This is a genomic window from Nocardioides humi (assembly GCF_006494775.1).
Lineage (GTDB): Bacteria > Actinomycetota > Actinomycetes > Propionibacteriales > Nocardioidaceae > Nocardioides > Nocardioides humi.
This window is the reverse complement of the sequence record NZ_CP041146.1, coordinates 712,897-736,602: the sequence shown is the minus strand read 5'-3', so window position 1 is coordinate 736,602 and position 23,706 is coordinate 712,897. Positions and strand designations below refer to the sequence as shown.

The 23,706-nt window shown below is 68.4% G+C and carries 24 protein-coding genes and 2 pseudogenes; 19 read left to right on the top strand and 7 right to left on the bottom strand.

Translation table 11 applies throughout. The features are described 5' to 3' along the window. Positions 1-36: 36 nt before the first annotated feature. The 9 genes and pseudogenes from FIV44_RS03600 (at position 37) to FIV44_RS03565 (ending at position 9,730) form a co-directional block, all read left to right on the top strand. Positions 37-1,086 (top strand): site-specific integrase, encoded by a 1,050-nt coding sequence (locus FIV44_RS03600; protein WP_141003292.1) that lies wholly within the window; start codon positions 37-39, stop codon positions 1,084-1,086. A gap of 85 nt (positions 1,087-1,171) precedes the next feature. Then, entirely contained in the window at positions 1,172-2,017 is an 846-nt protein-coding gene (locus tag FIV44_RS03595) for a hypothetical protein (RefSeq protein ID WP_141003291.1), read from the top strand. Then, the gene (locus FIV44_RS03590) at positions 1,983-2,555 is read left to right on the top strand and encodes a hypothetical protein (protein ID WP_141003290.1); all 573 of its coding nucleotides are present in this window, start codon (positions 1,983-1,985) and stop codon (positions 2,553-2,555) included. The genes FIV44_RS03595 and FIV44_RS03590 overlap by 35 nt, the downstream gene beginning before the upstream one ends. Further along, a pseudogene (locus FIV44_RS34285) lies at positions 2,549-2,725 on the top strand (hypothetical protein); the annotation flags it as partial. The gene FIV44_RS03590 and the pseudogene FIV44_RS34285, both read left to right, overlap by 7 nt. A gap of 581 nt (positions 2,726-3,306) precedes the next feature. After that, positions 3,307-4,452 carry a DUF6493 family protein gene (locus FIV44_RS03585; protein ID WP_141003289.1) on the top strand — a complete coding sequence of 382 codons (1,146 nt, stop codon included), beginning with the start codon at positions 3,307-3,309 and terminating at the stop codon, positions 4,450-4,452. A gap of 10 nt (positions 4,453-4,462) precedes the next feature. Beyond that, a complete protein-coding gene (locus tag FIV44_RS03580; protein WP_141003288.1) occupies positions 4,463-5,827 on the top strand; it encodes an SWIM zinc finger family protein in 1,365 nt (454 codons plus the stop codon). Next, positions 5,824-6,486 carry a hypothetical protein gene (locus FIV44_RS03575; protein ID WP_141003287.1) on the top strand — a complete coding sequence of 221 codons (663 nt, stop codon included), beginning with the start codon at positions 5,824-5,826 and terminating at the stop codon, positions 6,484-6,486. Before FIV44_RS03580 ends, FIV44_RS03575 begins: the two co-directional genes overlap by 4 nt. A 63-nt stretch (positions 6,487-6,549) precedes the next feature. Beyond that, the gene (locus tag FIV44_RS03570) at positions 6,550-7,788 is read left to right on the top strand and encodes an IS256 family transposase (RefSeq protein ID WP_141003212.1); all 1,239 of its coding nucleotides are present in this window, start codon (positions 6,550-6,552) and stop codon (positions 7,786-7,788) included. Between the two features lie 70 nt (positions 7,789-7,858). Beyond that, on the top strand, positions 7,859-9,730 hold the full coding sequence (locus FIV44_RS03565) for a DUF6493 family protein (protein WP_219996274.1): 1,872 nt from the start codon (positions 7,859-7,861) through the stop codon (positions 9,728-9,730). An 83-nt stretch (positions 9,731-9,813) separates the two neighbouring features. Here FIV44_RS03565 and FIV44_RS03560 read toward each other — a convergent pair whose 3' ends face one another. Further along, positions 9,814-10,788 (bottom strand): AAA family ATPase, encoded by a 975-nt coding sequence (locus FIV44_RS03560; RefSeq protein ID WP_141003285.1) that lies wholly within the window; start codon positions 10,786-10,788, stop codon positions 9,814-9,816. Between the two features lie 69 nt (positions 10,789-10,857). Between FIV44_RS03560 and FIV44_RS33845 the strand changes: the two are divergent. Beyond that, positions 10,858-11,088: pseudogene (locus FIV44_RS33845) on the top strand (helix-turn-helix transcriptional regulator); the annotation flags it as partial. Positions 11,089-11,320: 232 nt separating this feature from the next. Beyond that, on the top strand, positions 11,321-13,591 hold the full coding sequence (locus tag FIV44_RS03550; protein ID WP_246086790.1) for a S8 family serine peptidase: 2,271 nt from the start codon (positions 11,321-11,323) through the stop codon (positions 13,589-13,591). A gap of 514 nt (positions 13,592-14,105) precedes the next feature. On the opposite strand, the gene FIV44_RS03545 is transcribed toward FIV44_RS03550, so the two are convergent. The 6 genes from FIV44_RS03545 to FIV44_RS03520 form a co-directional block, all read right to left on the bottom strand. Continuing rightward, the gene (locus FIV44_RS03545) at positions 14,106-15,041 is read right to left on the bottom strand and encodes a YVTN family beta-propeller repeat protein (RefSeq protein WP_246086789.1); all 936 of its coding nucleotides are present in this window, start codon (positions 15,039-15,041) and stop codon (positions 14,106-14,108) included. 742 nt (positions 15,042-15,783) lie between these two features. Beyond that, positions 15,784-16,107 (bottom strand): hypothetical protein, encoded by a 324-nt coding sequence (locus tag FIV44_RS03540; RefSeq protein WP_141003282.1) that lies wholly within the window; start codon positions 16,105-16,107, stop codon positions 15,784-15,786. Next, positions 16,104-16,349, bottom strand: a complete 246-nt coding sequence (locus FIV44_RS03535) for a YgaP-like transmembrane domain (RefSeq protein WP_141003281.1) — start codon at positions 16,347-16,349, stop codon at positions 16,104-16,106. Before FIV44_RS03535 ends, FIV44_RS03540 begins: the two co-directional genes overlap by 4 nt. Positions 16,350-16,469: 120 nt before the next feature. Beyond that, positions 16,470-16,916 (bottom strand): hypothetical protein, encoded by a 447-nt coding sequence (locus tag FIV44_RS03530; protein ID WP_219996272.1) that lies wholly within the window; start codon positions 16,914-16,916, stop codon positions 16,470-16,472. 2 nt (positions 16,917-16,918) lie between these two features. After that, positions 16,919-18,460, bottom strand: coding sequence for a multicopper oxidase family protein (locus FIV44_RS03525; RefSeq protein WP_141003280.1), 1,542 nt, complete (start codon positions 18,458-18,460; stop codon positions 16,919-16,921). Between the two features lie 62 nt (positions 18,461-18,522). After that, complete coding sequence (locus tag FIV44_RS03520; protein WP_141003279.1) at positions 18,523-18,768, bottom strand: SHOCT domain-containing protein; 246 nt, start codon at positions 18,766-18,768, stop codon at positions 18,523-18,525. Positions 18,769-18,874: 106 nt separating this feature from the next. Here FIV44_RS03520 and FIV44_RS33840 point away from each other — a divergent pair, with 106 nt between their 5' ends. From FIV44_RS33840 to FIV44_RS33490, 8 genes are all read left to right on the top strand, one after another. Further along, on the top strand, positions 18,875-19,291 hold the full coding sequence (locus FIV44_RS33840; protein ID WP_425465153.1) for a response regulator: 417 nt from the start codon (positions 18,875-18,877) through the stop codon (positions 19,289-19,291). An 86-nt stretch (positions 19,292-19,377) separates the two neighbouring features. Continuing rightward, a complete protein-coding gene (locus tag FIV44_RS33835; protein ID WP_425465152.1) occupies positions 19,378-19,689 on the top strand; it encodes a winged helix-turn-helix domain-containing protein in 312 nt (103 codons plus the stop codon). 14 nt (positions 19,690-19,703) lie between these two features. Continuing rightward, complete coding sequence (locus FIV44_RS03510; protein WP_141003278.1) at positions 19,704-20,810, top strand: sensor histidine kinase; 1,107 nt, start codon at positions 19,704-19,706, stop codon at positions 20,808-20,810. A 131-nt stretch (positions 20,811-20,941) separates the two neighbouring features. Beyond that, positions 20,942-21,688 carry a cytochrome c biogenesis CcdA family protein gene (locus FIV44_RS31745; protein WP_246086788.1) on the top strand — a complete coding sequence of 249 codons (747 nt, stop codon included), beginning with the start codon at positions 20,942-20,944 and terminating at the stop codon, positions 21,686-21,688. Continuing rightward, complete coding sequence (locus FIV44_RS31740) at positions 21,685-22,203, top strand: hypothetical protein (RefSeq protein WP_246086787.1); 519 nt, start codon at positions 21,685-21,687, stop codon at positions 22,201-22,203. The genes FIV44_RS31745 and FIV44_RS31740 overlap by 4 nt, the downstream gene beginning before the upstream one ends. Positions 22,204-22,226: 23 nt before the next feature. Then, a complete protein-coding gene (locus tag FIV44_RS03495) occupies positions 22,227-22,850 on the top strand; it encodes a peroxiredoxin family protein (protein ID WP_141003277.1) in 624 nt (207 codons plus the stop codon). A gap of 115 nt (positions 22,851-22,965) precedes the next feature. Next, positions 22,966-23,268: a metal-sensitive transcriptional regulator gene (locus FIV44_RS03490; protein WP_141003276.1), complete on the top strand. Its 303-nt coding sequence runs from the start codon at positions 22,966-22,968 to the stop codon at positions 23,266-23,268. A 26-nt stretch (positions 23,269-23,294) separates the two neighbouring features. Next, positions 23,295-23,675 (top strand): heavy-metal-associated domain-containing protein, encoded by a 381-nt coding sequence (locus FIV44_RS33490; protein WP_342778876.1) that lies wholly within the window; start codon positions 23,295-23,297, stop codon positions 23,673-23,675. Positions 23,676-23,706 lie beyond the last annotated feature (31 nt).

Genomic DNA, 23,706 nt, shown 5'->3' with positions numbered 1-23,706 from the left:
CCGCGTCCAGCGGCGCGGGTCGGTAGGACGAGGCCCATGAATCTAGCCCTCGTCACCACACCTCGGACCTCCGCTGACGCCGCCGTCGTTGCCCTTGGAGCCAACAGGGGCCTGCGCGCCTTCGGCTGGACCGCGACCGACCTGCCCGACGGCCTGACCCCCGAGGACTTCGCCCGGATCTCCGAGACGATCGCCGCCGGGCGGGCGGCCTCGACCCGCAAGACCTACGCCTCGATGTTCCGCCGCTTCGACCGCTGGTGCGCCGAGCGCGGCATCCCGACCCTGCCAGCCAGTCCAGCGACCGTCAGCGCCTACCTCAGCGACATGGCCACCCTCGGCTTCGCCGCCGGCACCATCGAGGGCGCCAGCGCGGCCATCGGTGCCGCCCACGAGACCGAGGGCCACGACAACCCGACAGCAGACCCAACCGTCCGCGCCGTGCGCCGCGGCATCCGCCGCACTCTCGGCACCGCGCCCCGCCGCCAGTCCCGACCCCTCGACACCGCCGAGATCCGCAAGATGCTCGACGGCATCGACCGCGACGACCCACGGGGCAAGCGGGACGCCGCCATCATCCTGCTCGGCTTCGCCTCAGCCCTGCGTCGGAGCGAGATCGCCGCCCTCGACCTGGCCGACATCGAACCGAAGCCCGACGGACTACTGGTCCGGGTCCGCCGATCCAAGACCGACCCCGAAGCGCACGGCCAGCTCGTCGGCGTGGCCCATGGGCAACACGTCGAGACCGACCCCGTCGCCGCGCTCGACGCCTGGCTCGACTACCGCGGCCGCCAACCCGGCCAACTGTTCAAGGGCTTCCACCACGACCGCATCGGACCCCGCCCCTTCACCGGCAGCGGCCTGGCCCGCATGCTCAAGGAACGCGCAGCCGCCGCCGGCATCCCGTCGGAACGGATCAGCGGCCACTCCCTGCGCGCCGGCCACGCCACCACCGCCGCCATGGCCGGCGTCGGCCTCGACCGCATCGCAGCCCAGACCCGCCACTCCCGCATCTCCACACTCGTCGAGCACTACATCCGTCCACTGGAAGCCATGCAGGTCACCTCCAGCCGCGACCTCGGACTGTGAGGGTGGCCGGCTGGGGGCCGCGCGGTCGCTGGGGAACGGGACCGAACGACCCCGCCGTGTCGGATCCGCTCGGTAGCGTGCCCCTGTGGCGAACATGGACAACCCGGCAGGTCTGCTCCGGCACTGGCTCGAGCGGATTGCCGAGTTCCCGGACAAGAGCCAGGCACTCTCGGTAGCCGGCGCCGCCCTGATCGAGGAGAGCCACGAGACGGTCAGCGGACGCATGGCGGTCACGCGATTCGGTGGCCAGCTCGCCGAACTCTGTGAGGCTGTCCGATCTGAGGCCGCACTGTTGCCGGACTACCTCCATCCGGACATGTTGCTCTCAGACTTCCCGCAGGTCGAGGCGGCGATTGACCACTTCAGCATGGCCCGTCAGGTCCGGGTCGAGCAGTTCCTCGCCACGATCGAACCGGCAGGCCATCGCTGCCTAGAGTTTCTCGACACCTACCTCCACCACCACCGGCCGCACGCCTGGATCGACGACGCCCATCGGGAGAGCCTCATCGAGAAGGTTCGCGACCTCATCGACAAGGTCGGCGCGGACGAGGGGCTTGATCTCAACCTCAAGCAGTTCGCGATCAGCCGGCTCAGCGAGGTCGAGACAGCGATCCGAAACGCCACGCTCACCGGCACCTACGGGATCGAGCGGGCCACGGACTCCTTGATCGGCTCCTTCCGCCGAGAGCCGGGCATGTGGCAGCGCATCTTCGAGGGTGCATCCGGTGAGCTGCTCGCGGGGCTCGTCATGGCGCTGGTGGTGGCCCTCGGCGGCCCGACCGACGTGCCTGTCCTGCCGCCAGCGGCGCCTACGCCCTCGATCGATTACGTGGACAACAGCACCACGACCATCCATGTCGACCTCGACGACGATGTCGTCGTCGGCGAAGTGGTCGATGACCCCGCCCCAGGCGATTCGCCCGATGACTGATCTAACGCCTTTCGGTGCTCTCGTCGGGACGCCGCGCGACGTGCTCTACGGATCGCTGGCAACTCAGGCCGAGCCCGCGATCGCCGCACAGTATGAGTTCGCGTGGCAGAAGGATGCTGCCCTGATCGAGGCGATCGACCGAGCTCTGGAATCGGCGGCCTCAGGCGAAACGTCATCCAGTGGCACGAAGCCCCGCTGGCTCGACGGCGTCGTCGTCCGCGAGCTGCGTCAAGCAGCCACTTCCTACTGGTCGCGCGAACGGTTCTTTCGCGTCCGACTCCTCGAACGCCTGGGATTGGTCGACCTCGAGCCAGATGACACCTATGTGCTCGCGATGGTCAGCTCGCTCGGTCCGGACAAGCCCGAGAAGCTGCGAGCCGACCTGGAGTTGATCGAGCGCGCCCTGTGGCGTGTCTTCGAGATCGAAGGCGGGGAGAGGTCAGCCTCACCAACGTTGACCGCTTCGGTGGCGACGAGTGGCGCAAGACCTTCCTGGAGCTCGCAGCGGACGGCACCCTCGACCGTGCTCGTGTGCTGACCGCCTGCCTCCATGCCCTCGGACGCGACTTCGCCGCCTACCGAGCCGGCTGGTACTCCGCCACCTACCTGGCGTTCGAGCCCACCATCGATGAGACAGCCGGCGCCCAGGCCGACCTGCGACGGCTACTCGGCGCGGCCGTCCCTGCCACCGTCGCATTTGCTCTCAAGCAGCTCTCACGCGTCGAGAAGGCCGGCCCCCTCGACGTCAAGGCGACACTCGACGCATTGCCGCCCGCCACCCTCGTCAAGGCCAAGGGGACAGCCTTGGCTGCCCTCAAGCTCGCGGGCGCCGGACGAGTCGACTTCCCCGACTCGGTCCGTGCCGTCGCACAAGCTGCCCTCGGCCACCCGAACCCGGACGTCCAGCGCGCCGCAGCAACACTCCTCGCCGACCTTGGGGACGCCGACGCGGTGCGCGTCGCCGCTGATGACCTGACCCCGAGCGTGCGTCACGAACTCGGATTCGGCGCTGACATCCAGCGCGAGACCGAAGTGCCCGCGAGCCAGACCCTCGCCGCCGCCTCACCGGCGATCACCGGCGAAGACCTCGCGGAACGAACAGCAGCACTCCTGGAGGACGCATCCGACGTGGGCGAGTTCGAGGCCCTGCTCGCTGCACTCGCCACACGGAGCGCCGACGGCGCACTCGCCCCCTGCGAAAGCGAGCCAAGGCGGTCGTCGCCCGCGGCCCCCGCACCGACATCGGAGATGCCTGGCTCCCCGGCCAGGTCGCGCGACTCATCCTGGACGTGCTCGGCGACCCGGCCCCACCGGCCGACCCGGACCATCCCGCACAGCGCTTCATCGCACGGCGGATCGCGGAGGTCCGCACCTCGACCGCACCGCTGCTGGCCACCCCCGACCTTCCCGGTGGCTGGGTCAGCCCCGCCGCGTTCGTCGAACGCCTGGCGCACAACCCCAACCCGCGCCACCACGACCTGATCGCCGCCCTCCTCCGCCTCCACCCCGACGACCGCGACACAGCCAGCCGAGGGGCTGGAAGCCTGCCCGCCGCGGCCCGATTCGCGCTCGACGGCGTAGAACCGAACAGGCGGCTCATGCGAAGCCGCCGGGAGGGCCCTGCCGCATGGTGGCGCGCTGCCGAACGATCCCGCGCGCCGTACGCGGCCACCGAGGCTCCTCGGCTGAGCGGCGACATCAAGACCCACACCTGGCAGGAGAACGGCCGCGACCGTCGATCGTGGTACGCCAGATTCGCCGTCACGACCACGCACACCGATCGGCCGGCCGACGACCAGCCGACCGAGCTGAAGGCCCAGACCTCCGACCAATGGGGTGGCGGCTACACCAGCCGATTCCTCGGCGACTGGATCCCAGCACTGGCGGCGATCTGGCCCCACGACGCCGAGCACTTCCTCTCCCTCACCTGCCTACCCGTGCTGGAATCGCCAAGCTGGACCGAGACTGCCCACGACGTACCGCGCACCGTCGACGTGCTGGCTCGTCACCCCGGCCGCATGGGGACCCTGTCCGCGGCGACGCTCGCGTCCGGCATCTCGGCAACACAGCGTGACCATCGGCTCCACGCAGTCGACGCCTTCCTGGACCTCGCCGTGACCGGCCGCATCCCGATCAGCGACATCGCAGCGGTCATGGCGCGCTACGCCCAAGCGTGGCCCGCGACCCGATGGGCCGAATCGTTGGCGGCGGTCTCCCAAGCGCCGGGCGGCGGCGTCGCGACCGTCGAGCTGTTGACCTGCCTGCTCCCGCAACTCCCCACCGACCATCGCGGGCTCAACAAGCTCCTCGACCTCCTCCGCGATGAGCACATCCGCCTCGGCCGGACCACCGCCGACCCGGCACTGCTGCGATGGCTCGGCACCTTCTCCGGCAGTTCTGCTGCAGCCAAGACCGCGCGCCTCCTGCTCGGCTAGGTTCTCGACCATGGCAGCCACCACCGAGGAGCAGACGTACACCTACGTCCGCCCCTCGGAACTGACCTTCGCCGACGGCCGAGCCGACCTCATGCTCGCCACGAGTGGCGGGCGGACTGCCACCGGGCCCGCCCCCCACCCCGTCTTCTTCGATGGCTTCCTCGGACACCCCGAGCAAGCCGCCGCCGCCCTGCTCGCCGTCGCCAAGGTCGCCCGCACCCGCTTCTACATGCCGCCCGGCATGGTCGCTGCGATCCTGCGTGCCGCAGACCCGGTCGTCACGAGCAACGTCGACCGGCTCCGATTCGAGAGCTTCTCTGCCTGTTGCGGCGTCTACGCCCGCTACGACGCCCTGCCGGGCAGCCTCGACGGCACCGTGCTCGACACCGGCACCACCAACGTCGACTTCAACCCACCGATGCGCGACGCCCTGGCACGGATCGGCGGCCTCGAACCCCTTCACCTCCAGGTCGGCGAAGACGTCGTCGTACGCACCCTCGACACCGAGGTGACCGAGAAGAAGGTCTCCCTGCCCGAGCGATGGCTCAAAGGCTTTGCAGAGGTTCAACTCGCCTCCGCCACCGTGACCCCGGCGTTCGAGGTAGCCGCCGCGGAGGCCCGCCGATTCATCCGCAGTCTGCCCAGCAGCGGGAGCCGAAAGCCAGTCTGGGTCGTCCCCGCCGGTCGCGGGCTGCGGATCACTACACGCCCGACGCCCGATGGGGTGTCCCTGTCCGGCCTCGACCGACTCAAGCCGCTCGAACCACTCCTGCGGTTCGCGCGATCCCTACGCGCCTACGCCGCCCCGCACGACTCCCAAGGCGCCACCGGCGTCTGGGAACTCGAGCTCGACGACGCACGACTCGTGCTCGCCCTTAGCCCCGAATCCAGCCGCGGATTCTCCGGCGAAGGCGGGGTGCTCTGGGACCTCGCCGACGAGCAATCGGCCGACGATGCCGACCTCATCTCGGTTCTTCTGGCATTCGAGCCACGCATCGACATCCAGCGACTCGCCGCAGAGTCAGGCCTGAGCGAGGACCGCGTGACGGGAGCCCTCGGGCGGCTCGGTGCGGCCGGCCGAGTCGGCTACGACGCAGCCGAAGCTGCCTACTTCCACCGGGAACTGCCCTACAACCCCGAGCGCCTTGCCGCCATGCACCCGCGACTCCGCGACGCCACCGCACTCGTCAACGCCGGCGCCGTCCGGCTCGACGGCTCCGCCGCCTACGTCCGTAGCGGAGACACCGAACACGTGGTCCGCCGCACCGAGGCCGGGGACCGGTGCACCTGCCCCTGGTACGCCAAACACAAGGGAAGCAGAGGCCCCTGCAAGCACGTCCTTGCCGCTGACCTCGTCCGAAAGCAGCAGGCGTGAGTCTCGAAGGCGTCCTCACATGGCTCGAGCACGGTGACACCTCATACGTGACGTCCGCACTCATCAAGCTTGGTGAGTCGGACCGCAAGGCGCTCGGCCCGAAGGCCCGGGCGTGGCTCACCAAAGGCAACCCCACACGGATCTCGTCGACCCACGCAGCCCTCGCCGTCATTGCGACCGCCGGCGGGAAGCGGCAAGCGATGATCGCTGTGGACCAGTTCTTCGGGCTCGATGACTCGTTCGTCAACCACGCCGCCGCGATCCTGGTGGCCCGCAACCCACCGTGGCTCCCGGAGTTCGTCGATGCGCTGCTGGACGGCGAGGGCACCTTGAACTGGCGCATGACACGCGCGCTCGTGCGGGCGAACGCGGTACCCGCGCCCGAGCATCCGCAGTACTTCCGGGGCACCGTCCGCGGCGTGCCCGACTACTACGCCAAGGATCGCCGGCCGCTGATCGACCAACTCGACGCCGACCCTGGCCTCGTGGGGGAGCACCTCCTCCAGATGCTCGCGACGGAGGGAACAGGCCGGCTGCTGGCCTACCACGACAACTTCTGCGAAAGCACTTACGAGTACCTGCCCAACCACGAGCCGTTCCGTAAGAGTCCCCGGGAGTGGTGGGGTTTGAGGGACCAGCGGCGAGGCGTCAGCACGTAGGCGGCCATCGGCGGGATCTTCGGTGTGAACGACCAAGAACACACTGAAGAAGGAGTCCCTCCGATGGCCTTGCCCCAGTCTGCCCTGTCCGAGATCCTCGACGCGTTTCGTGCCGGTGATGGTGTCGACCTGATCCGTGAATCGGTCCGTGTCGCGCTCCAGGAGCTGATCGAACTCGAAGCGACCGAACGGATCGGCGCCGCGCCCTACGAGCGCACCGAGGACCGCACCAACGAGCGCAACGGCCACCGGACGCGGCCGTTGACCACCAAGGCCGGCGACGTCGAGCTGCGGATCCCCAAGCTCCGCAAGGGATCGTTCTTCCCGATCATCCTCGAACCCCGCCGCCGCATCGACCAGGCGCTCTACGCGGTGGTGATGGAGTGCTACGTCCACGGCATCTCCACGCGCAGCGTCGACGACCTGGTCGAAGCGATGGGCGGCTCCGGGATCTCCAAGTCCGAGGTCTCCAGGATCTGCGCCAACCTCGACGAGACCGTCGGCGCGTTCCGCACCCGCACCCTGGACCACGTCGAGTTCCCCTACATCTACCTCGACGCGACCTACCTCCACGTCCGCAACAAGCCCGGCAAGGGTGGCCAAGTCGTGTCCATGGCCGTGGTCGTCGCGACCGGCGTTACCGCCCGTGGGGACAGGGAGATCCTCGGACTGGACGTCGGCGACAGCGAGGACGAGACGTTCTGGCGAGCGTTCCTGCTCAGCCTCAAGCAGCGAGGTCTGGGCGGGGTACAACTGGTGATCAGCGACCAGCACTCCGGGCTAGTCGCAGCCCTGTCCCGAGCGTTCCAGGGCGTCGCGCACCAACGGTGTCGTGTCCACTTCGCCCGCAACCTCCTCGCCCACGTCCCCAAGGGTCAGGCCGACTACGTCGCCGCAGCGTTCCGGATGATCTTCGCCCAAGCCAAGCCAGCCGACATCGACGCGGCCTGGGACCGCACCCGTGAGGAGTTCGCCCTCAGGTGGCCCAAGATCGGTCCCTACATGGACGACGCGAAGACCGAGGTCCTCGCCTTCACCGCGTTCCCGCGCGAGCACTGGCGCAAGATCTGGTCGACCAACCCGCTCGAGCGGGTCAACAAGGAGATCAAGCGCCGCTCCCGCGTCGTGGGGATCTTCCCCAACCCCGCTGCGGTCATCAGGCTGGTCGGAGCCGTGCTGATCGACATGCACGACGAGTGGATCGCCGCCGATCGCCGCTACCTGTCTGAAGGCTCGATGGCGAAGCTCTACGAGACCAGCGATACTGACCCCGTCGCCGCCATCGAGGGCAGCGACTCGTAGGCACCGAGGATCACCTCAAAGCCCACCACCCCGCGGGGCTCTGTCGCCGTTCCCTGCCGCGACTTGGCGGGTGACCCTTCTCGTTCTGTCCCAAGAGGGACGACTCGATCGTGGCCGGTTGCTGGATGCCGTCCTCGCCGCACCTCTGCGCGACTGGGCTGCGGCCGACCTCGGCTGGTACGTCGGCCTACACGACGCCCTAGAGCCAACTCTCGACGAGATCGCCGAACGCCAAGGCACCTACGCACGGCTCTTGACGGTCGAACACGGGCCGTCAGTCAAGATGGCCCAACGCGAACTACTTCGCCTGATGGCTGACCAGCGGTTCGACGCTCAGGGGTTTCTCGACGCCAGCAAGGCCACCGTCGGCAGGACCGACAAGGCAACAGTGGCAGCGCACCTGCGCCTTCTCGCCAAGCTCGGCAAGGCACACCCACACGTCTCCGTAATCGACACCGTCCACATCGCTCTCGATCATCCGCGCGCGGACATCCGAGAGCAGGCTGCCAAGATCCTCGAGCAGTTCGGAACCCAACCTGTTGTCAGCCACGAGCAGGCGTCGTTCGCACCCGCGCCGCCAGAGAAGCGGTCGCCGGCCGAGCCAGTCCGGCCCGTCGAGTCCGCCGAGGAACTGGGCGAAGTCCTCCTGGGCCTGTTCGAGCAGGTCGAGCCACTCGAGACGGAACGCGCCATCGACGGACTCCTGCGCTTCGCAACTGACCGCCCGTCAACGGCAGACCTTCTGAACGCACGTGCAGCCGAAGCGGAGTACTACCAAGACGACCCCCGCATTGCTGCGCGCGTGTTCACCCTCGCCTGGCTGACGCCCCGGCGCCGCCTGCGGAGCGAAGACTGGCCCATTGCTCTCGGCCACACAGTGTTTCCCACCGTCGCAGCGGATCCCCACACTCACGTCGGAGCGATCGGACGACGGCTCACCGGAATCGCCCACGCGGTTCGCGATGGCAACCATGTCTCCGTCGCACTCCCAACCCACGCCGACTTCACCATTAACGCCAGCGAGCTCAACCGCCGGCTCCGCGACGCGAGCCGATCGCGCCCCATTTCCGAGCTCGAGCTCGTCGTCGCCCTGCTCCGAGTCGCGCCGCGCGATCGAAACACGGTCGAGCTGCCGCGAACCCTCAGGAAGTCAGCAGCACTCCAGCACCTTCGGGAAGGTCGTCCGCCCCGATGGGCACGCGAGGTCGCCACCTTCCAGAACTACAACTGGGAGCCGGAGCAGCGTGCCGCGATCTTCCGGGACACCGGAGGTAGCGAAGGGCACGCTGCTGCAGGTTTCCTCGCCAGAACGTCACCCGCGACCACGGTGGAGGAGGAGTCGGGATACGGACAGTACGAACCCCGCTTCGAGCAGACCCTGGGACTCGGTGCCGCCCTCCTGCCTCACGACCACGACGTAGCAGCCGCTCACGCACATCCGTACCTGGCGCGGGATCTTCGGAAAGACCGCGCCTGCAGCGTGGCTGTGATCGACGCGATCGCCCGAGCTACGACGATGACCGGCCCGCCGTCGTCCTCGGCGCTCGTGCTCGAACTCGCGGCCAAAGACGCACGCGGCCGTATGGCCGCGCAGGACGCAATCCTGGACCTCGCCCGGTACGGCGTCCTCGACGGCAAGGAACTGGGGCGCCAAGCGGCGCTCCTCCTCACCGACGACATCGTCGTGGGCCAGCGCGTCAGCACCGGCCTGAGTGAGTGCGCTCGTGCCGCCGACGCCGCTGTCCTCCCCATCTTGGACGCCCTCCAGGAGATCGTGACCGCACTGCCAGGACGCCGCGACGCCGGCGGCTTCCTCGAGCTGGCGGCCGACCTCGCCGAGCGGTCAGGCCGTGCTATCGATCTGCCGTCCGAGTTCCGACAGCTCGCTGCAGGGAAGTCCACCTCGACGCCTGCTAAGGCCGCGCGGAGGCTCCTTCGCTGAGGCGGCAGGGATTTGAGCCGCTGGCAGAAACCAGTCGCTGAAAGGCTATGGAGGTCACCTGGAGTCGAGGCCTCAGGCTGTGATCACGGTGTTCGGGAGGGCACGCGCGACTGACGTTCGATCAGCCTGCTTGCGATGGATTCCCGGCTCGGTTGGGGTTGATCACCAAGGATCGCGTCTTTGTGAGCGTCTTCGATCGCCGCGCGGATGTCAGCAAAGGACAGCCCGGCCGTCGCACCAACCAGATTCTCTGTGGGCCTAAGGCGCCAAGGGCGCAGGAGTCGGCCGAGCAACTCTCGCCGCTGAGCGTCCGTCGGCGCGGGGAGCTCTAAGACGTCATCGAATCGACGGAACAGAGCGGTGTCGAGGGCGTGTCCGGTGTTGGTGGCGGCGATCAGGAGGCTGTCGCTGTGGTCAGCATCGAGAAGCTGCAAGAAGGTGGTGACTACCCGCTTGATCTCGCCAACCTCGCTGTCGTCGAGGCGGGTCCTTCCAAGCGCATCGAACTCATCGAAGAGGTACACGCCGCGCACGCGCGCGGCTTCCGCGAAAACATCTGACAGGGTGCCGGCCGTTTCGCCGAGATACTTGCTGAAGACCACCTCGAGGCGAACGCGGATCAGTGGGAGCTTGAGCTCACCTGCGAGCGCTTGTGCGGTCATGGTTTTGCCGCAGCCAGGCGGCCCGTGGAGGAGCAGGCGTCGACGTGGTTTGAGGCCGTGGTCCGCTAGCGCCTCCGCTCGTCGTTGCTCGACTACGTACCGCTCAAGCGAGACGCGCGTCTCTGGTGACAACACGAGATCCGCGAGCTTCGTCTCGCTATAGCCGACGGACAGGATCTGCTCGAGGCTTCTCGGCGCACGGGCGAGAGGAGTGGCCTTGGCAGCCGAATCGCTGCGCGTCCCTTCGATCCGCAACTCCCGCAGGCGCTCAGCAAGACGGGAGTGTCCTGCACGCGACTCCGCGGCGATCACTTGGTTGAGGAGGTTGGAAAACCGCCGGTCGTCGCCACTGTAGTGCGCGCGGACCAGCTCGGTCAGGTACTCGGCGTTCGCCACGGTTCACCTCCTCGCGAGTAGCCTACGGCCTCGGGCCGACAAGTAATAATTTACCTCTAGAATGGTGAAATGCACCAACGAGGCAGGCCGAGTCGCGGGACGCGTTCCCGTGAGGACCTGGCGCGTTCGGTCGTAGCGACCTTGCGCCAGGCCCGTGACGACGCAGGCCTCACCCGCAAGCAGCTCTCAGAGTTGAGCGGTGTGTCAGGCCACACGATCGCGAAGATCGAGCAAGCGGCCGTGACTGATCCGGGCTTCTCGGTCGTCGCTGCGATTGCCGGAGCCCTTGCGCTGCCGCTGGACGACTTAGTTCGTCGCGCTAGTCGCGCGCAGGGAGCAAGTGGGCGTGGCAACTCAACGGCGACGGGACCGCCCGACAGAATCGGGGGTGATTGTCGGCGGCCTTCCTCTCCTCGCGCTCCGCCCAGCCGCACGCGAGCAGTTCGTCACCCGGCGGTCCGGTCGGACGCCGCAAGTGCCCGAACGCGATCGTGCACAGCAAGCCGCTATCGTCTTGTCTCAGCTCGACCAAGTGACCGAGCAGATCGCCGCCGCTCGCGCGGAACTGGAGCGGACCGAGTCGTCAGCGCTGGTCACCGCCGTTGGCCCCGGTCTGGGAGACCCGCTGGTGGCTCGCAAGTTGGTTCCCACGAGGTCCGAGAACGAGTTGCTCGTCACCGGCGAGGGGCGGGTCACCTTCCGAGTCACGGATGACCTCGTGGGACTCCGGAACAAGGCCGTCGCGTACGCCGAGGAGAACACCGCGAAGGGAAACCCGCGCTTCGCGGACCCCGTCGCTCGCATCGACGCCATCGCAATGGCCACCATCGCGGACTTGAGTCTCGGTGAGATCGCCAACGACATAGCAGACGAGGAACGGCTATGGGTCGAGATCTGGACCCGTGGCGGAGCGCGACTGAGCCCCGACGAACACCGGACTATCGATGCGACCGTTGCCAGCTTCGCCGCGCTGACCGACGACGGCGCGCAGGCAATCCCGGTCTTCCGTGGGCCCGAGCGAGATGTGCACGTCGTGCTCGCGAGCGGGGCTTCGCTCAAGGCGCTCCCGGTCCTTCTCCCCGACGCAGCAGAGGTGCACCGGGCGCCCACAGTCTTCCCGATCGTTCTCGCAGAGGCGCAGGATCAGGCTGGCGAGCTGGCGGACGTCGACGAGCCACCCGAGGATGCGGTTGTCGTCGCGGTCCATGACAGCGGGGTGGACTCCTCGCATCCTTACGTCAGCCCCATCCTTCTCGGTGCCGAAAGCGTGGTGCCGGGGGTCCTCGGCTCGGCGGACCTGGACGGGCACGGAACTCAGATGGCAGGGGTTGCCGCATACTCCGCGCTCGCCGATGGCGTCGCGGGCGGGCTCCTTCACGCGGACGCCTGGCTCGTCGCGATGCGGCTGCTCGAATCTGCCGCTGATGCTGGCGGGGATCCCGAACGCGGCGTGCTGTGGGCCGAGCGCACGGTTGAGTCCATCGATGTTGCTGAATCTCTCGCGGGTGGTCGACCGGTCGTGCATAACCTGAGCATCGGGGCCGACAATCCAGCGATCGGCAAGACCGACCGCACTTCGTGGTCGGTTGCCGCCGACGTCCTGGCGTGGAACGGGGGCCACGGTCGTCTTTTGGTCGTCGCGGGCGGGAACGCTGACACGATCACTGATCCGGCGGACTACCCATACATCAACCTCGGGCCGCCGCACCTACAGCAGCCTGGTCAGGCATGGAACGTTCTGACGGTGGGTGGATACACCGCCCTCGACGGGCTGACAGCCGCGGACACGGCAATGGGCTATCCCGCTCCGCTGGCTGCGGCTGGACAGCTGAGTCCACACAGCCGAACCGCAGTCGTCGCCAATAGCCCGATCAAGCCGGACATCGTTATGGAGGCTGGCAACACTGCTCCCGGCGTTGGATTGGAGAACCCCGATGCGCAGGGCCTCAGCATACTGACGCTCCAGTCGACGGCCGGGGGAGCTGGCAGCCTGTTGCGACGCACGTACAAGACCAGTCCGGCGGCCGCGGCGGCGTCGAACGCGCTCGCGCAGATCGCTGCAGCCCATCCTGTGCTCCTGCCTTCCACTTGGCGAGCCCTGCTCGTCCACACGGCCCGATGGCCCGATGCAGCTGTGGCGCAGTTCCCGGACCAGCGTGATCTGCTTCGCTCGTTCGGCTACGGCGTGCCCCGGCCTGACCTCGCGCTGGCGAGTGATTCGAACCGGCCGGTCATGGTCTACGAGGGCTCGCTGAAGCCGAGCCGGCACACGGGATCCAGGGCAGACCGTCAGGCGGACTTCATCGAGATCCCCTTCCCAGAGGACGAGTTGCACGCGATCGGAGAGTCAGACGTCGATCTGGCCGTCACCCTCTCGTACTTCGCGGAGCCGACCGACAACCTGACCCGCCGCGCGTACGTGGGCGGCCGTCTCCGATGGGACCTCCAGGGCCCGACCGAGACCGCCGACGGATTCAGGGCGCGGATCAACAAGGTCGTCCTTGAGCAGGGTGTCACTCCCGGCTCCGGCTCCTACCCATGGGTGATTCCGGCCGATGCGCGCTCGCGAGGCACCCTTCAACACGACCACGCCACGGTCCCGGCCTCTCATCTCGCGGGTACGCGACTGCTTGCGGTGTATCCGGTTCTCGGTTGGTGGGAGGACAGTCGCGAGGGTTGGGACAAGGAGCTGCCCTACTCAGCGGTCGTCAGCGTGGACCTCGGCGACGTCGACCTCGACGTCCATGCACTGGTATCCGCCTCCCTCGTCCCGGCGACCGTTCCCATCACCTATGGACCGTGATGACTTTCCGCGTCGGGTCGGACTCGCGACGTCGTCGACCGAGCCGAGACGGCCGGAGCATTCAATCGATCGTCGACCAGGACGCTACTGCGGGCGGTCGCAGACTCATCGCTGCAGCTTGACCGAGATTCGAGCCGCTGGCAGAAACCAGCCACATACAGGTCCAGCCGGACCCGCGCTCACCCGATACACTCCGAAGTGGACTGTGAGGTCTTCCCGCGTAAACCCGAGGAGATCCACGATCTTCCACGCCGTTCCGTAGTGGCTGAAACAAGCCAGAGGTCGCAGGTTCAAATCCTGCCCCCGCTACGAAAAAGTGGCCTCTGACCTGCGGAAACGTAGGTCAGAGGCCGTTCGCATTTTGAACCGTTTCTGCTTATGTCGCGGATTGGTGACCCAAAAATTCGGCGGAAGCTCGTCCAGCGGGGCGAACTGCAAGGTGATGGTCGGCAAAGTCCACCCCGATGTCTGGGTCTGAGTCAGCGGCACTGAGGCGCTATCGCCTTCCAGAAGATCAGTGACCGTCCTCGTGACCGTCTTCGTGACCGTCTTCGATCTCGTCGGCGGACACCTCGGGATCCATGGGAAGGTCGAGCGTGACGTTGCCGCCTTCGGCGTCGTTCGGGAGCGAGGAGAAGCTCACGCCGTTGGGCTTGTCTCCGACGGGGATCCGCGCCACGACCTCGAGCTCCTGGAGGTCCAGGACGGCGACGTCGTCCCCGTAGATGTTGGTGACGTAGGCGTGCCGGCTGGAGGGGTCGACGACGATGCCGTGGGCGCCCTGCCCGGTCTCGACGATTTCGGTCACGGTGAACGTCTTGGTGTCGATGACTGAGACCGTGGTCCCGGGCGAGCCTTCGGTGCCCTGGTTGGCGACGAGGAGGTAGAGGTTGTCGCCGGTGACGTACGTCTGGATGGGGCCGTCTCCGACTGCGACCGTGCCGACCAGCTGGCGCGTCGCCATGTCGACCTTGGCCACGGCGTCATCCCCGTTCAGGGAGGCGTAGACGAACCTGCCGTCGGGGGAGAAGGCGACTTGCGCGGGGGCCTTCCCCACGACGATGTCTGTGACCAGCTGGTTGGTCCGGGTGTCGATGACGCTGAGCGTGGTGTCGGCGACGTTCGCCACGACAAGCCAGCGGCCGTCCGGGCTGGGTCGGAGGCCGTGCGGGCCCTGGCCCACCTTGATGGTGTCGATGACCTTCATGGTGGATGCATCGATGACGGAGACGGTGTCGTCTGCCCCGTTGGTGGTGTACGCGGTGGCCCCGTCCGGTGAGACCACGACATGGGCTGGCGCGGAGCCGGTCGGAACTACGCCGTGCAGGTCCAGGCTTTCGGCGGACAGCATGGCGGCGTATCCGTCGTGGCCACTCACCGTCCACACCGAAGCACCGTCGGGAGACACCTGGACGTTGTGTGGCCCTTCGACGCCGGCGACGGTGGTCACGACCCGGTTGGTGGCGGCGTCGATCGCCGTGAGCGAGCCGCCGCCCTCGTTGGCGATCCAGACGGTGCCCTCCACCATGCCGCGGTGGCCGGCGAGAGTGGCCGCGGTCGAGTCGTTGGCGCCATCTTCGTTGCCGTTGAGTGCGGCCAGGCCACCCGCGGCGGAGAGCATGGCCAAAGCACCGGCAGAGATTGCAGCGAACCGCATGCGCCGACTCCACCCGTGCCGTTCCTCCGCAGCCTGCGCAGAAGCCGCGTCGGGACCGGTGCCGGATGTTGAGCTCATGGGTGAACCTTTCGCGAGGACGACGTCGGCCAGATGGAGACCGGGTCCTCACCCTTGCGGCCTGACCCGGGCGGATCGCCGGTGATTCGGTGAAGAATCGATGAAGGCCGACCACATGGCGGGAAAGCGAACAGGCCGCATAGTCAGATCGAGGTGGGATGCCGCCCGCTCGGCTCCAGAGAGCGCCGGGGTCGGCGAAGAGGTTGCGCGTTCCGGCGGGCACCACGACGAGGTCGGCACCGAGGTGGTCGTCGTAGGTGGTGATGCGGTCCTGGCGGCCGACCCATAGTCCGGCCAGCAGTAGCATCAGCATCAGGGCGACCCCGATCCCGGCGGCTCCGTCGGCGGTGCGGACCGGACGCGTCGTGAGGAACCGGAGGGTGACCGGCACCGACGCTCCACCGCGGCCCTTTATGCCGGCTCACATCCCTAGGCCGAGCGTGGCTCGATGCTCGTGCTACTTGTGGCCGTGACCGCCGTGACCGCCGTGCCCGCCGGGCATGGCGAACATCATGGCCGCCATCATCGCGGTGCACAGCAGGGCGGAGACGATGATGCCGGAACCTGCTACGCCCGTGAGGAAGAGCAGGCCGGCGATGGCGAGCATCGGGATGCAGCAGACGATCATCATCAACCCGTGACCACCGTGCGCCCCGTGAGCACCGCGGTCGGGCTCCTGCCCGGCGTGGTGGGTGGTCTCGGTGGTCGCAGGCGACTCCGGGTAGGTCCATCCCTGAGAGTCGCGGCGCGGGCCAGGGTCCATGCCGTTCGTGGTGCTCATGACGTCCTCTCTTTCAGTGAGGCGGGCACGCGACCCAGCCTGGCGTAGAGCGGGCAGTGTCCGAGTGCCCCGGTGACGACCAGGTCGAGGCCGGCCAGCACCAGCAGCAGCTCGAGGACGACCGCCAGGGTCGATCCGGCGCCGCCCATCAATAACGCGCCGGCGATCGCAGCGAGGCCGCCGATCACGACGCGAGCGACGCGTTCGGCGGGGGTGATGTTGATGCTCCAACGGCTGCTCATGACGTCCTCCAACTTCGTCGCGGACCGTGGTCCTTTGGTGCACTCTCAGCGTCCCGCTGACGGGTGAAGGTGACCGCGCCCTTCGTGTGAAGGTTCGTTGAAGGTGCGCGGTCGACGTGGTCAGCCACCGTGGTGGCCCTCGTGTTCCTCAGGGTCCGGGGTCTGCACGGGGGTCCGGTCCCGGTCCGGGTTCGGATCGTCGTTGCTGATGGCGGGGCCGATGACGAAGGCTGACAGGGAGAACATCAGCGCGAAGACACCCAACGCAAGAACGGGGGCCTTCCAGGTGCCGAAGCGTCGATAGAGGCGCCGGAGCAGCGGCAGGGAGAAGACCAGTCCCAGTACGGCGAACAGCACATTGCCGGTCGCGCCGGTCACCAGTACCGCTCCGCCGAGGATCCCGACGTGGTGCAGCAGGTGGGGGAGCAGGCCCATGATGCCGCCCACCAGGGCGGTCAGCGCGTTCCACGCGGTGGCGAGGAGACCTCGGCGGTGGCCCGGAGCGGCGGCGTCAAGCGTCTCGGGCCGCACGGCCTCGGCCTCAGACTGGAAGTGCTGTTCGGACATCGTTACTCCTGGCCCTGGTAGGAGAGCGTGGTCATCATGCCGGTCTCGGCGTGGTAGATGTTGTGGCAGTGGGTCGCCCACTGGCCGGGGTTGTCGGCGTCGAGGTCGACGTCGAGGGTCGCCATGGGGCGCACGATGACGGTGTCCTTGCGGGCTCCGCTGTTCGTCAGGGCGAAGGTGTGGCCGTGCACGTGCATGGGATGGAACATCATCGAGTGGTTGACGAATCGCAGCCGGACCCGCTCCCCCTGGGTGAGCTGCAACGGGTCGGTGTCGGGGAAGGTCTTGCCGTTGATGGTCCAGCGGTAGGGCGCCATGCTGCCGCCCAGCACGAGGTCGTGGCTTCTGTCGGCCGACCGCGGGTCCAGGCGGACCGACTCTGCCGCCGACAGGACGGTCCCGAGCAGCACTTGGCGGGCCAGCTCGCGGACCTTGACGTCGCCAGTGGGTGGGCGACCGGCGCCGGTTCGGATCACGGCGAGCGCCTGGCCCTGTTTGCCTTCGGCGGTGGCGACCAGCGGGTACACGCCCTCCCCGATGGTGATGGTGGCGTCGAAGCGCTCGCCCATCCCGATCAGCAGCGCGTCGGTGGGCACCGGCAGGACGGGGAAGCCGTCGCTGTGTGTGACGGTCATGCGGTGCCCACCGACGGCGACCCGGAACGCCGTGTCCGAGCCGGCGTTGACGAAGCGGATCCGAACGCGTTGACCCGGCTTCGCCGAGAGCGTGACCGGATCCTCGGTAGTCCGGCCGTTGAGCAGGTAGTGCGGATAGGCGATGTCCCCAGCACCACCCAGCAGAGGCGACTGCATGCCTTCGATGCCGTGCATCCCACCCATCGACCCGCCCATCGAGCCGTGGTCCATCCCCTCCATGCCGCCCATGTCATGCATGTCTCCCATGGAGTCGTCGCCGCCTTCCTGCAGGTCGGCGAGGATCTGGTCCGGGGTGCGACCGGTCCCGTCGACCCAGTCGTCCAGGACGACGATCCACTCGGCGTCGTAGCGTCCCGGCTCGTGGGGGTCGTCGACGACCAGGACGCCGTACAGGCCACGGTCCAGCTGGACTCCGGAGTGCGGGTGGTAGAAGTACGTGCCCGGGTGAGGGGCAGTGAACTCGTACCGGAACGTCCCTCCGGCGGCGATCGGGTCCTGTGTCATGCCGGGCACGCCGTCCATGTCGTTGCGTAGCGCCAGGCCGTGCCAGTGCACGCTGGTGGCGGCGGAGAGCTGGTTGTCGACATCGACGCGGAGCACGTCGCCGGCGTCGACGCGGAGCAGCGGCCCCGGCGCGGTGTCGCCGTAGGCCCACGTGCTCACGGCCCGGCCACCCAGGTCGAGGGTCACCGGCTGCGGGGTGAGTCGGGCGGTGACGAGTCGACCTCCGGGCTTCCGGCGCGCCGCCTCCGCCGCTGCGACCGCGTCGGCGGCGGGACCGACCGCGGTCTCCGTTGACCGGCTGCAGGAGGCAAGGCCACCGAGGGCGGCCACACCTGCGAGTCCGGCGGCTCCGCGAAGGACGGCGCGACGAGTGATCTCGGACAAGTGGGGCTCCTTGACTCAGGTTCGGCGAGGGCGAGATGTGCGAGGCGCGCGGTGCGAGCGTGCTAGTGCACCGAGGCACGCAGCACACTGCTGCGGGCGCGGTACTCGTCCTCGTCGATCTCGCCCCGGGCGAACCGCTCGTCGAGGATCTGCATCGGGTCGCGGCGGTCCGGGGTGGACTCACCGGGGCGCTCCGTGCGGAACAGCGTGAGAACGGCGAAGACCACCAGCGCCCAGAACGCGACCATGGCCAGGGTCATGACGATCCAACCGCCCCAACCCATGCCGTCGTGGTACCAGCCCATCATCGTCCTCAGCTCCTTTGCTCGGCTTGGTGACTGCCACGATCGCCCGGGCACCACTGCGTCTGGGTCGCGTTCATGTGAAGGTTCGCTGAAGGACCCGCCGTCACCGGTGCTGACCTACGGCTTGCCGCGCAGCGGACTTGCGATCATGGCGGGTATGGGCGAGGACGTGATGGACGAAAGGACCGGCTCACCGGCAACGGGTGCCGCGGGTGGTCGCCCCCGCACCGGGCTCCGGGCGATGGTGGTCGAGGACGAGACGCAGCTGGCCGGGGTCATCGGCAGCTACCTCGAGCGCGACGGCTTCGAGGTGGCGGTGGTTCATGATGGGCTCGAGGCGGTGGAGGCCGCCCGCGCCGTCGACCCGGACGTCGTCGTGCTGGACCTAGGCCTGCCCAGCCTGGACGGCGTGGAGGTCTGTCGGCAGCTGCGCACCTTCTCCGACGCCTACGTGGTGATGCTGACCGCACGCAGCGAAGAGGTCGACACGCTGATCGGGCTCTCGGTGGGGCCGATGACTACCTGACGAAACCGTTCAGCCCCCGGATCCTGATGGCCCGGATCCAGGCCATGCTCCGCAGGCCCCGTCCATTGGGAACCTCGTCCGATGCTTTGGAAGGTGCCCGCACCTTCGGTCCGCTGGTCATCGACCCGCTGGGACGCGACGTGTGGCTCGACGGCGAACCAGTGGCGCTCACGCGCACCGAGTTCGACCTCCTCGCCGCCCTGTCCGAGCGGCCCAGGATGGCGTTCAGCCGCCGCCAGCTCATCGACGCCGTCTGGGGACCCTCGTGGGTCGGTGACGAGCACCTGGTCGACGTGCACGTCGGCCACCTGCGCCGCAAGCTGGACGACGACGCCACTCAGGCGCGGTTCATCCGGACCGTCCGTGGCGTCGGCTACCGGATGGGCACAGGGCAGTGAGGAGCCTCGCACTCGTGGCGGACACGGTCCGTGCCCGGCCGCGGTTCGCCGCTCGGCTCCTGGTCGCCCAGGCCCTGGTGCTGGTGGCCGGGGCCCTGACCACCTGGCTGGTCGCCTCCGTCGTCGGACCCAGCATCTTCAGCGACCACCTGCAGCAGGCCGGCGACACCCACACGGTCGAGGAGACCCGTCACGTCGAGGAGGCCTTCGCCTCGGCGCTGGTCCTCTCGGTCTCTCTTGCGCTGCTCGCCTCGGTCCTCGCCGCGCTGGCGGTCTCGTGGTACTTCAGCCGCCGGGTGCAGCGCTCGATCGGCGACGTGGCCGCCGCCGCAGCGCAGATCGCCGCCGGACGGTACGACGCCCGGGTGCCCGACCCGGGTCTGGGCGGCGAGTTCGCCTCCCTCGCACTGACCTACAACCGTCTCGCGGAGAAGCTCGAAGCGACCGAGTCGACTCGGCGCAGCATGCTGGCCGACCTGGCCCACGAGATGCGCACGCCCCTGGCCACGATCGATGCCCACCTCGAGGCCGTCGAGGACGGCGTCCGAGTCCTGGACGACGACACCCTGGGCATCATCCGCGGCTCCACAGGCCGCCTGCGCCGCCTCGCCGAGGACATGACAGCGGTCTCCCGGGCGGAGGAGGGACTCGACGTCACGCTGCGACCGGTGGCGGCCACTGACGTGGCCGCCGCGGCCGCCGACGTCGCCCGCGACCGGTACGCCGCCAAGGGGGTAGACCTGCGCACCGAGCTCGACGATGTCGGCCAGGTCCGCGTCGACGCCGACCGGTTCGGACAGGTGCTCGGCAACCTGCTCGACAACGCCCTGCGCCACACTCCCGCGGGCGGGACCGTGACCCTGGCCTGCCGCCGGATCGACCACTGGCTGGAGTATCGCGTCGCCGACACCGGCCAGGGGGTGGCGGCCGAGCACCTGCCGCACCTGTTCGACCGGTTCTACCGTGCCGACACCGCCCGCGACCGTGGCCATGGCGGCTCGGGCATCGGGCTGGCCATCGCCCGCGCCCTCGTCGAGGCACATGGCGGTGGGATCTCGGCGACCAGCGCCGGGCCCGGACTCGGGGCCACGTTCACGGTGCGGCTCCCCGGCCTCCGGTAGGGCCTTCGGGCCCGGACATCCGGGACCAACCGCCGGGCATCTTCAGCGAACCTTCACACAACCTCGCCGCTTTTCCCCGAGCACCCCGTCGACGCTGGACCGTGTCGAACCAGCGCGCCTGAGGGGAAGCCATGTCATCACCCACGCCGGCATTCGAGCCGGTCCGGATCACCGTCGTGGACAGCGAGGCCTGCCACTTCTGCGAGGACGCACACCGAGCGCTCACGGCGCTCGCAGCCAACTACCCGCTCGCGGTCGACACGGTAGCTGTGCGCAGCGAGGCGGGACAGGCGTTGATGGCACGCCACCGCGCGCCGATGAGCCCGCTGGTCCTCCTCGAGGGCACCTTCTTCAGCAGCGGACGCCTGCCACGACGCAAGCTGGAGAAGCTCCTCAAGTGCAGGTACGGCGACGCACCGAGCACCGCCGCCGCGGCGAGGGGGCCAACCATGGGTGACCTGCTGACCACCGGCTCGGTCCTCGCCGCGTTCTTCGCCGGAGGCATCGCCCTGTTCGCACCGTGCTGCATCGTCTTCCTCGCCCCGTCCTACCTGGCGGTGGCGGTGAAGAACCGGCGGTGGCGACTGCTGCCGCTCACCTTCGTCTTCGCCGCCGGCCTCGCGCTCGTGCTCGTGCCGATCACGCTGGGCATCAGCCTGGTGGCCTCGACCATCGCGAACTACCACGCACCGCTGTACTACGCCGGCGGAGCGCTGATGCTCGCGTTGGCGGGGCTCAGCCTGTCCGGCCGGATGCTCAGCCTGCCGTCCTTCCTGCGCGCCCCCGACACCGCCCGGGGGATTCCGCAAGCTTCTTCGCCCTCGGCGTCTTCTCCGGGATCGCCAGCTCCTGCTGTGCCCCGGTCCTCGCCGGCGTGATGACCCTGTCCGCCCTGTCGGGCTCCGCCATCGGCGGAGTGACGCTGGGACTGGCCTACACCTTCGGCATGGTGTTCCCGCTGTTCGTGATGGCCCTTCTCTGGGACCGCTTCCGGCTCGGGGAGCGGGGATTCCTGCGGGCCAAGCCGGTCCGCCTTCGACTGGCGGGCAAGGTGCTGGCCACCAACTCCATCAACATCGCGATCGCCGCCGCGTTCACGGTCATGGGCGGCTTCGTCATCTACCTGGCCAACACCGGCCAGATGACCGGCGGTCCGGGGTTCCAGGTCTCCATCGGCAAGGGACTGTCCGAGATCTTCGCCCGCATCGAAACGTGGGTCGACCCGGTCCCCGAGCCGGTGCTCGGACTCGTTGTCCTGGCCCTCGCCGCAGTGTTCGTCATTGCCACCCTGCGTGACCGACACCGCCCGGACGGGTCGACCGGCGCGGCGGCCGACGAACATCTCGCCTGCCACGCCCCGGCGGCAGACGCTCACCCCGAACACCACCGCTGAACCGGATGCTGGAGGAACACCTCATGTCACACAAGGCCGCCGAGCAATCGCGCAATGACCGCCGCCTGCGCGCCGAACAGGCTGCGCGAGCATCCGGTCGTCGCCGCCGCTTGCGCATCGTGATCGGCACTGCCAGTGCATTGGCTCTGGTCGCCGTGATCACGGCCATGATGCTCACCTCGCGCCCCGAGTCCTCCGACGAGGTCCGCACCGCCCCCGACTTCACCCTCACCGACACCGGCGGCGCCGAACACACCCTGGCGCAACACCGTGGCGAGAACGTGCTCCTGTACTTCTCCGAGGGCGCCGGCTGCCAGTCCTGCATCGTCCAGATGGGGGAGATCGAGAAGCAGGCCGACGCCTTGGCGCAGGAGGACGTCACCGTGCTGCCGATCGTTATGAACACCCGTGAGCAGATCACCGCCGACATGGCGGCCAACGGGGTCACCACGCCCTTCCTGCTCGACGACGGCACGGTGGCCGAGGCCTACGGCACCCTCGGCAAGGGCATGCACGCGGGCCTGCCGGGCCACAGCTTCGTGCTCATCGACAAGCAGGGCCGGCAACGCTGGTACGGCGAGTACCCCTCCATGTGGCTGGCTCCTGAGGACTTGCTCGACCAGGTCCGCAGCAAGCTCGGCGCCTGACCTCGAGGGGCAGGAACCTGCCCTGATGAAGGTTCGATGAAGGTCTGGCCGACAGCCTTACGCGTGTACCCCTCCGGGGTATAGTTCGGAGCGACGGCGATACCCCATGGGGTACATGCAGGAGGAGGTCGCGATGGCTGTCGAACCGGGTTACATCACCGAGAAGCAGGCAGTCCTGACGAGGCTGCGCCGCATCGAGGGCCAGATCCGCGGCCTGCAGCGACTGGTGGACGAGGAGCAGTACTGCATCGACATCCTCACCCAGGTCTCGGCCGCGACCAAGGCCCTCGAAGGTGTCGCGCTACTTCTCCTCGACCAGCACCTCGAGCATTGTTTGACGCACGCCACTGACCCCGCCGAGGCCCAGCAGAAGCTCAACGAGGCCTCAGCAGCGATCCGACGACTTGTCCGCTCATGATCGACCCGTCCAACCAAGGAGTACCGATGTCCACGACCAAGACCAGCCTCGACCTCCAGCTGCTCGACACCTCCGCAGACGGCGGTGGGTGCGGCTGCGGAGGATGCGGCTGCGGATCCAGCACCGAGACCAAGAGTTCTACCGGTACCAACACTGAATCGACCGCCACCGACGCAACGAAGGGAACCGAGATGACCACCAACACCTACGCCGTCACCGGCATGACCTGCGGTCACTGCGCCAGCGCCGTCACCAGCGAGCTCAAGAGCCTCGATGGGGTCACCGACGTCACCGTCGACCTCGTCGCCGGCGGCACCTCGTCGGTCACGGTCACCAGCACCCAGCCCCTCGACCAGTCCCAGGTGTCCGCCGCCCTCGACGAGGCCGGCGACTACCAGCTCGCCTGAGGACCCAACCTTCCCACCGAACCACCGTCCC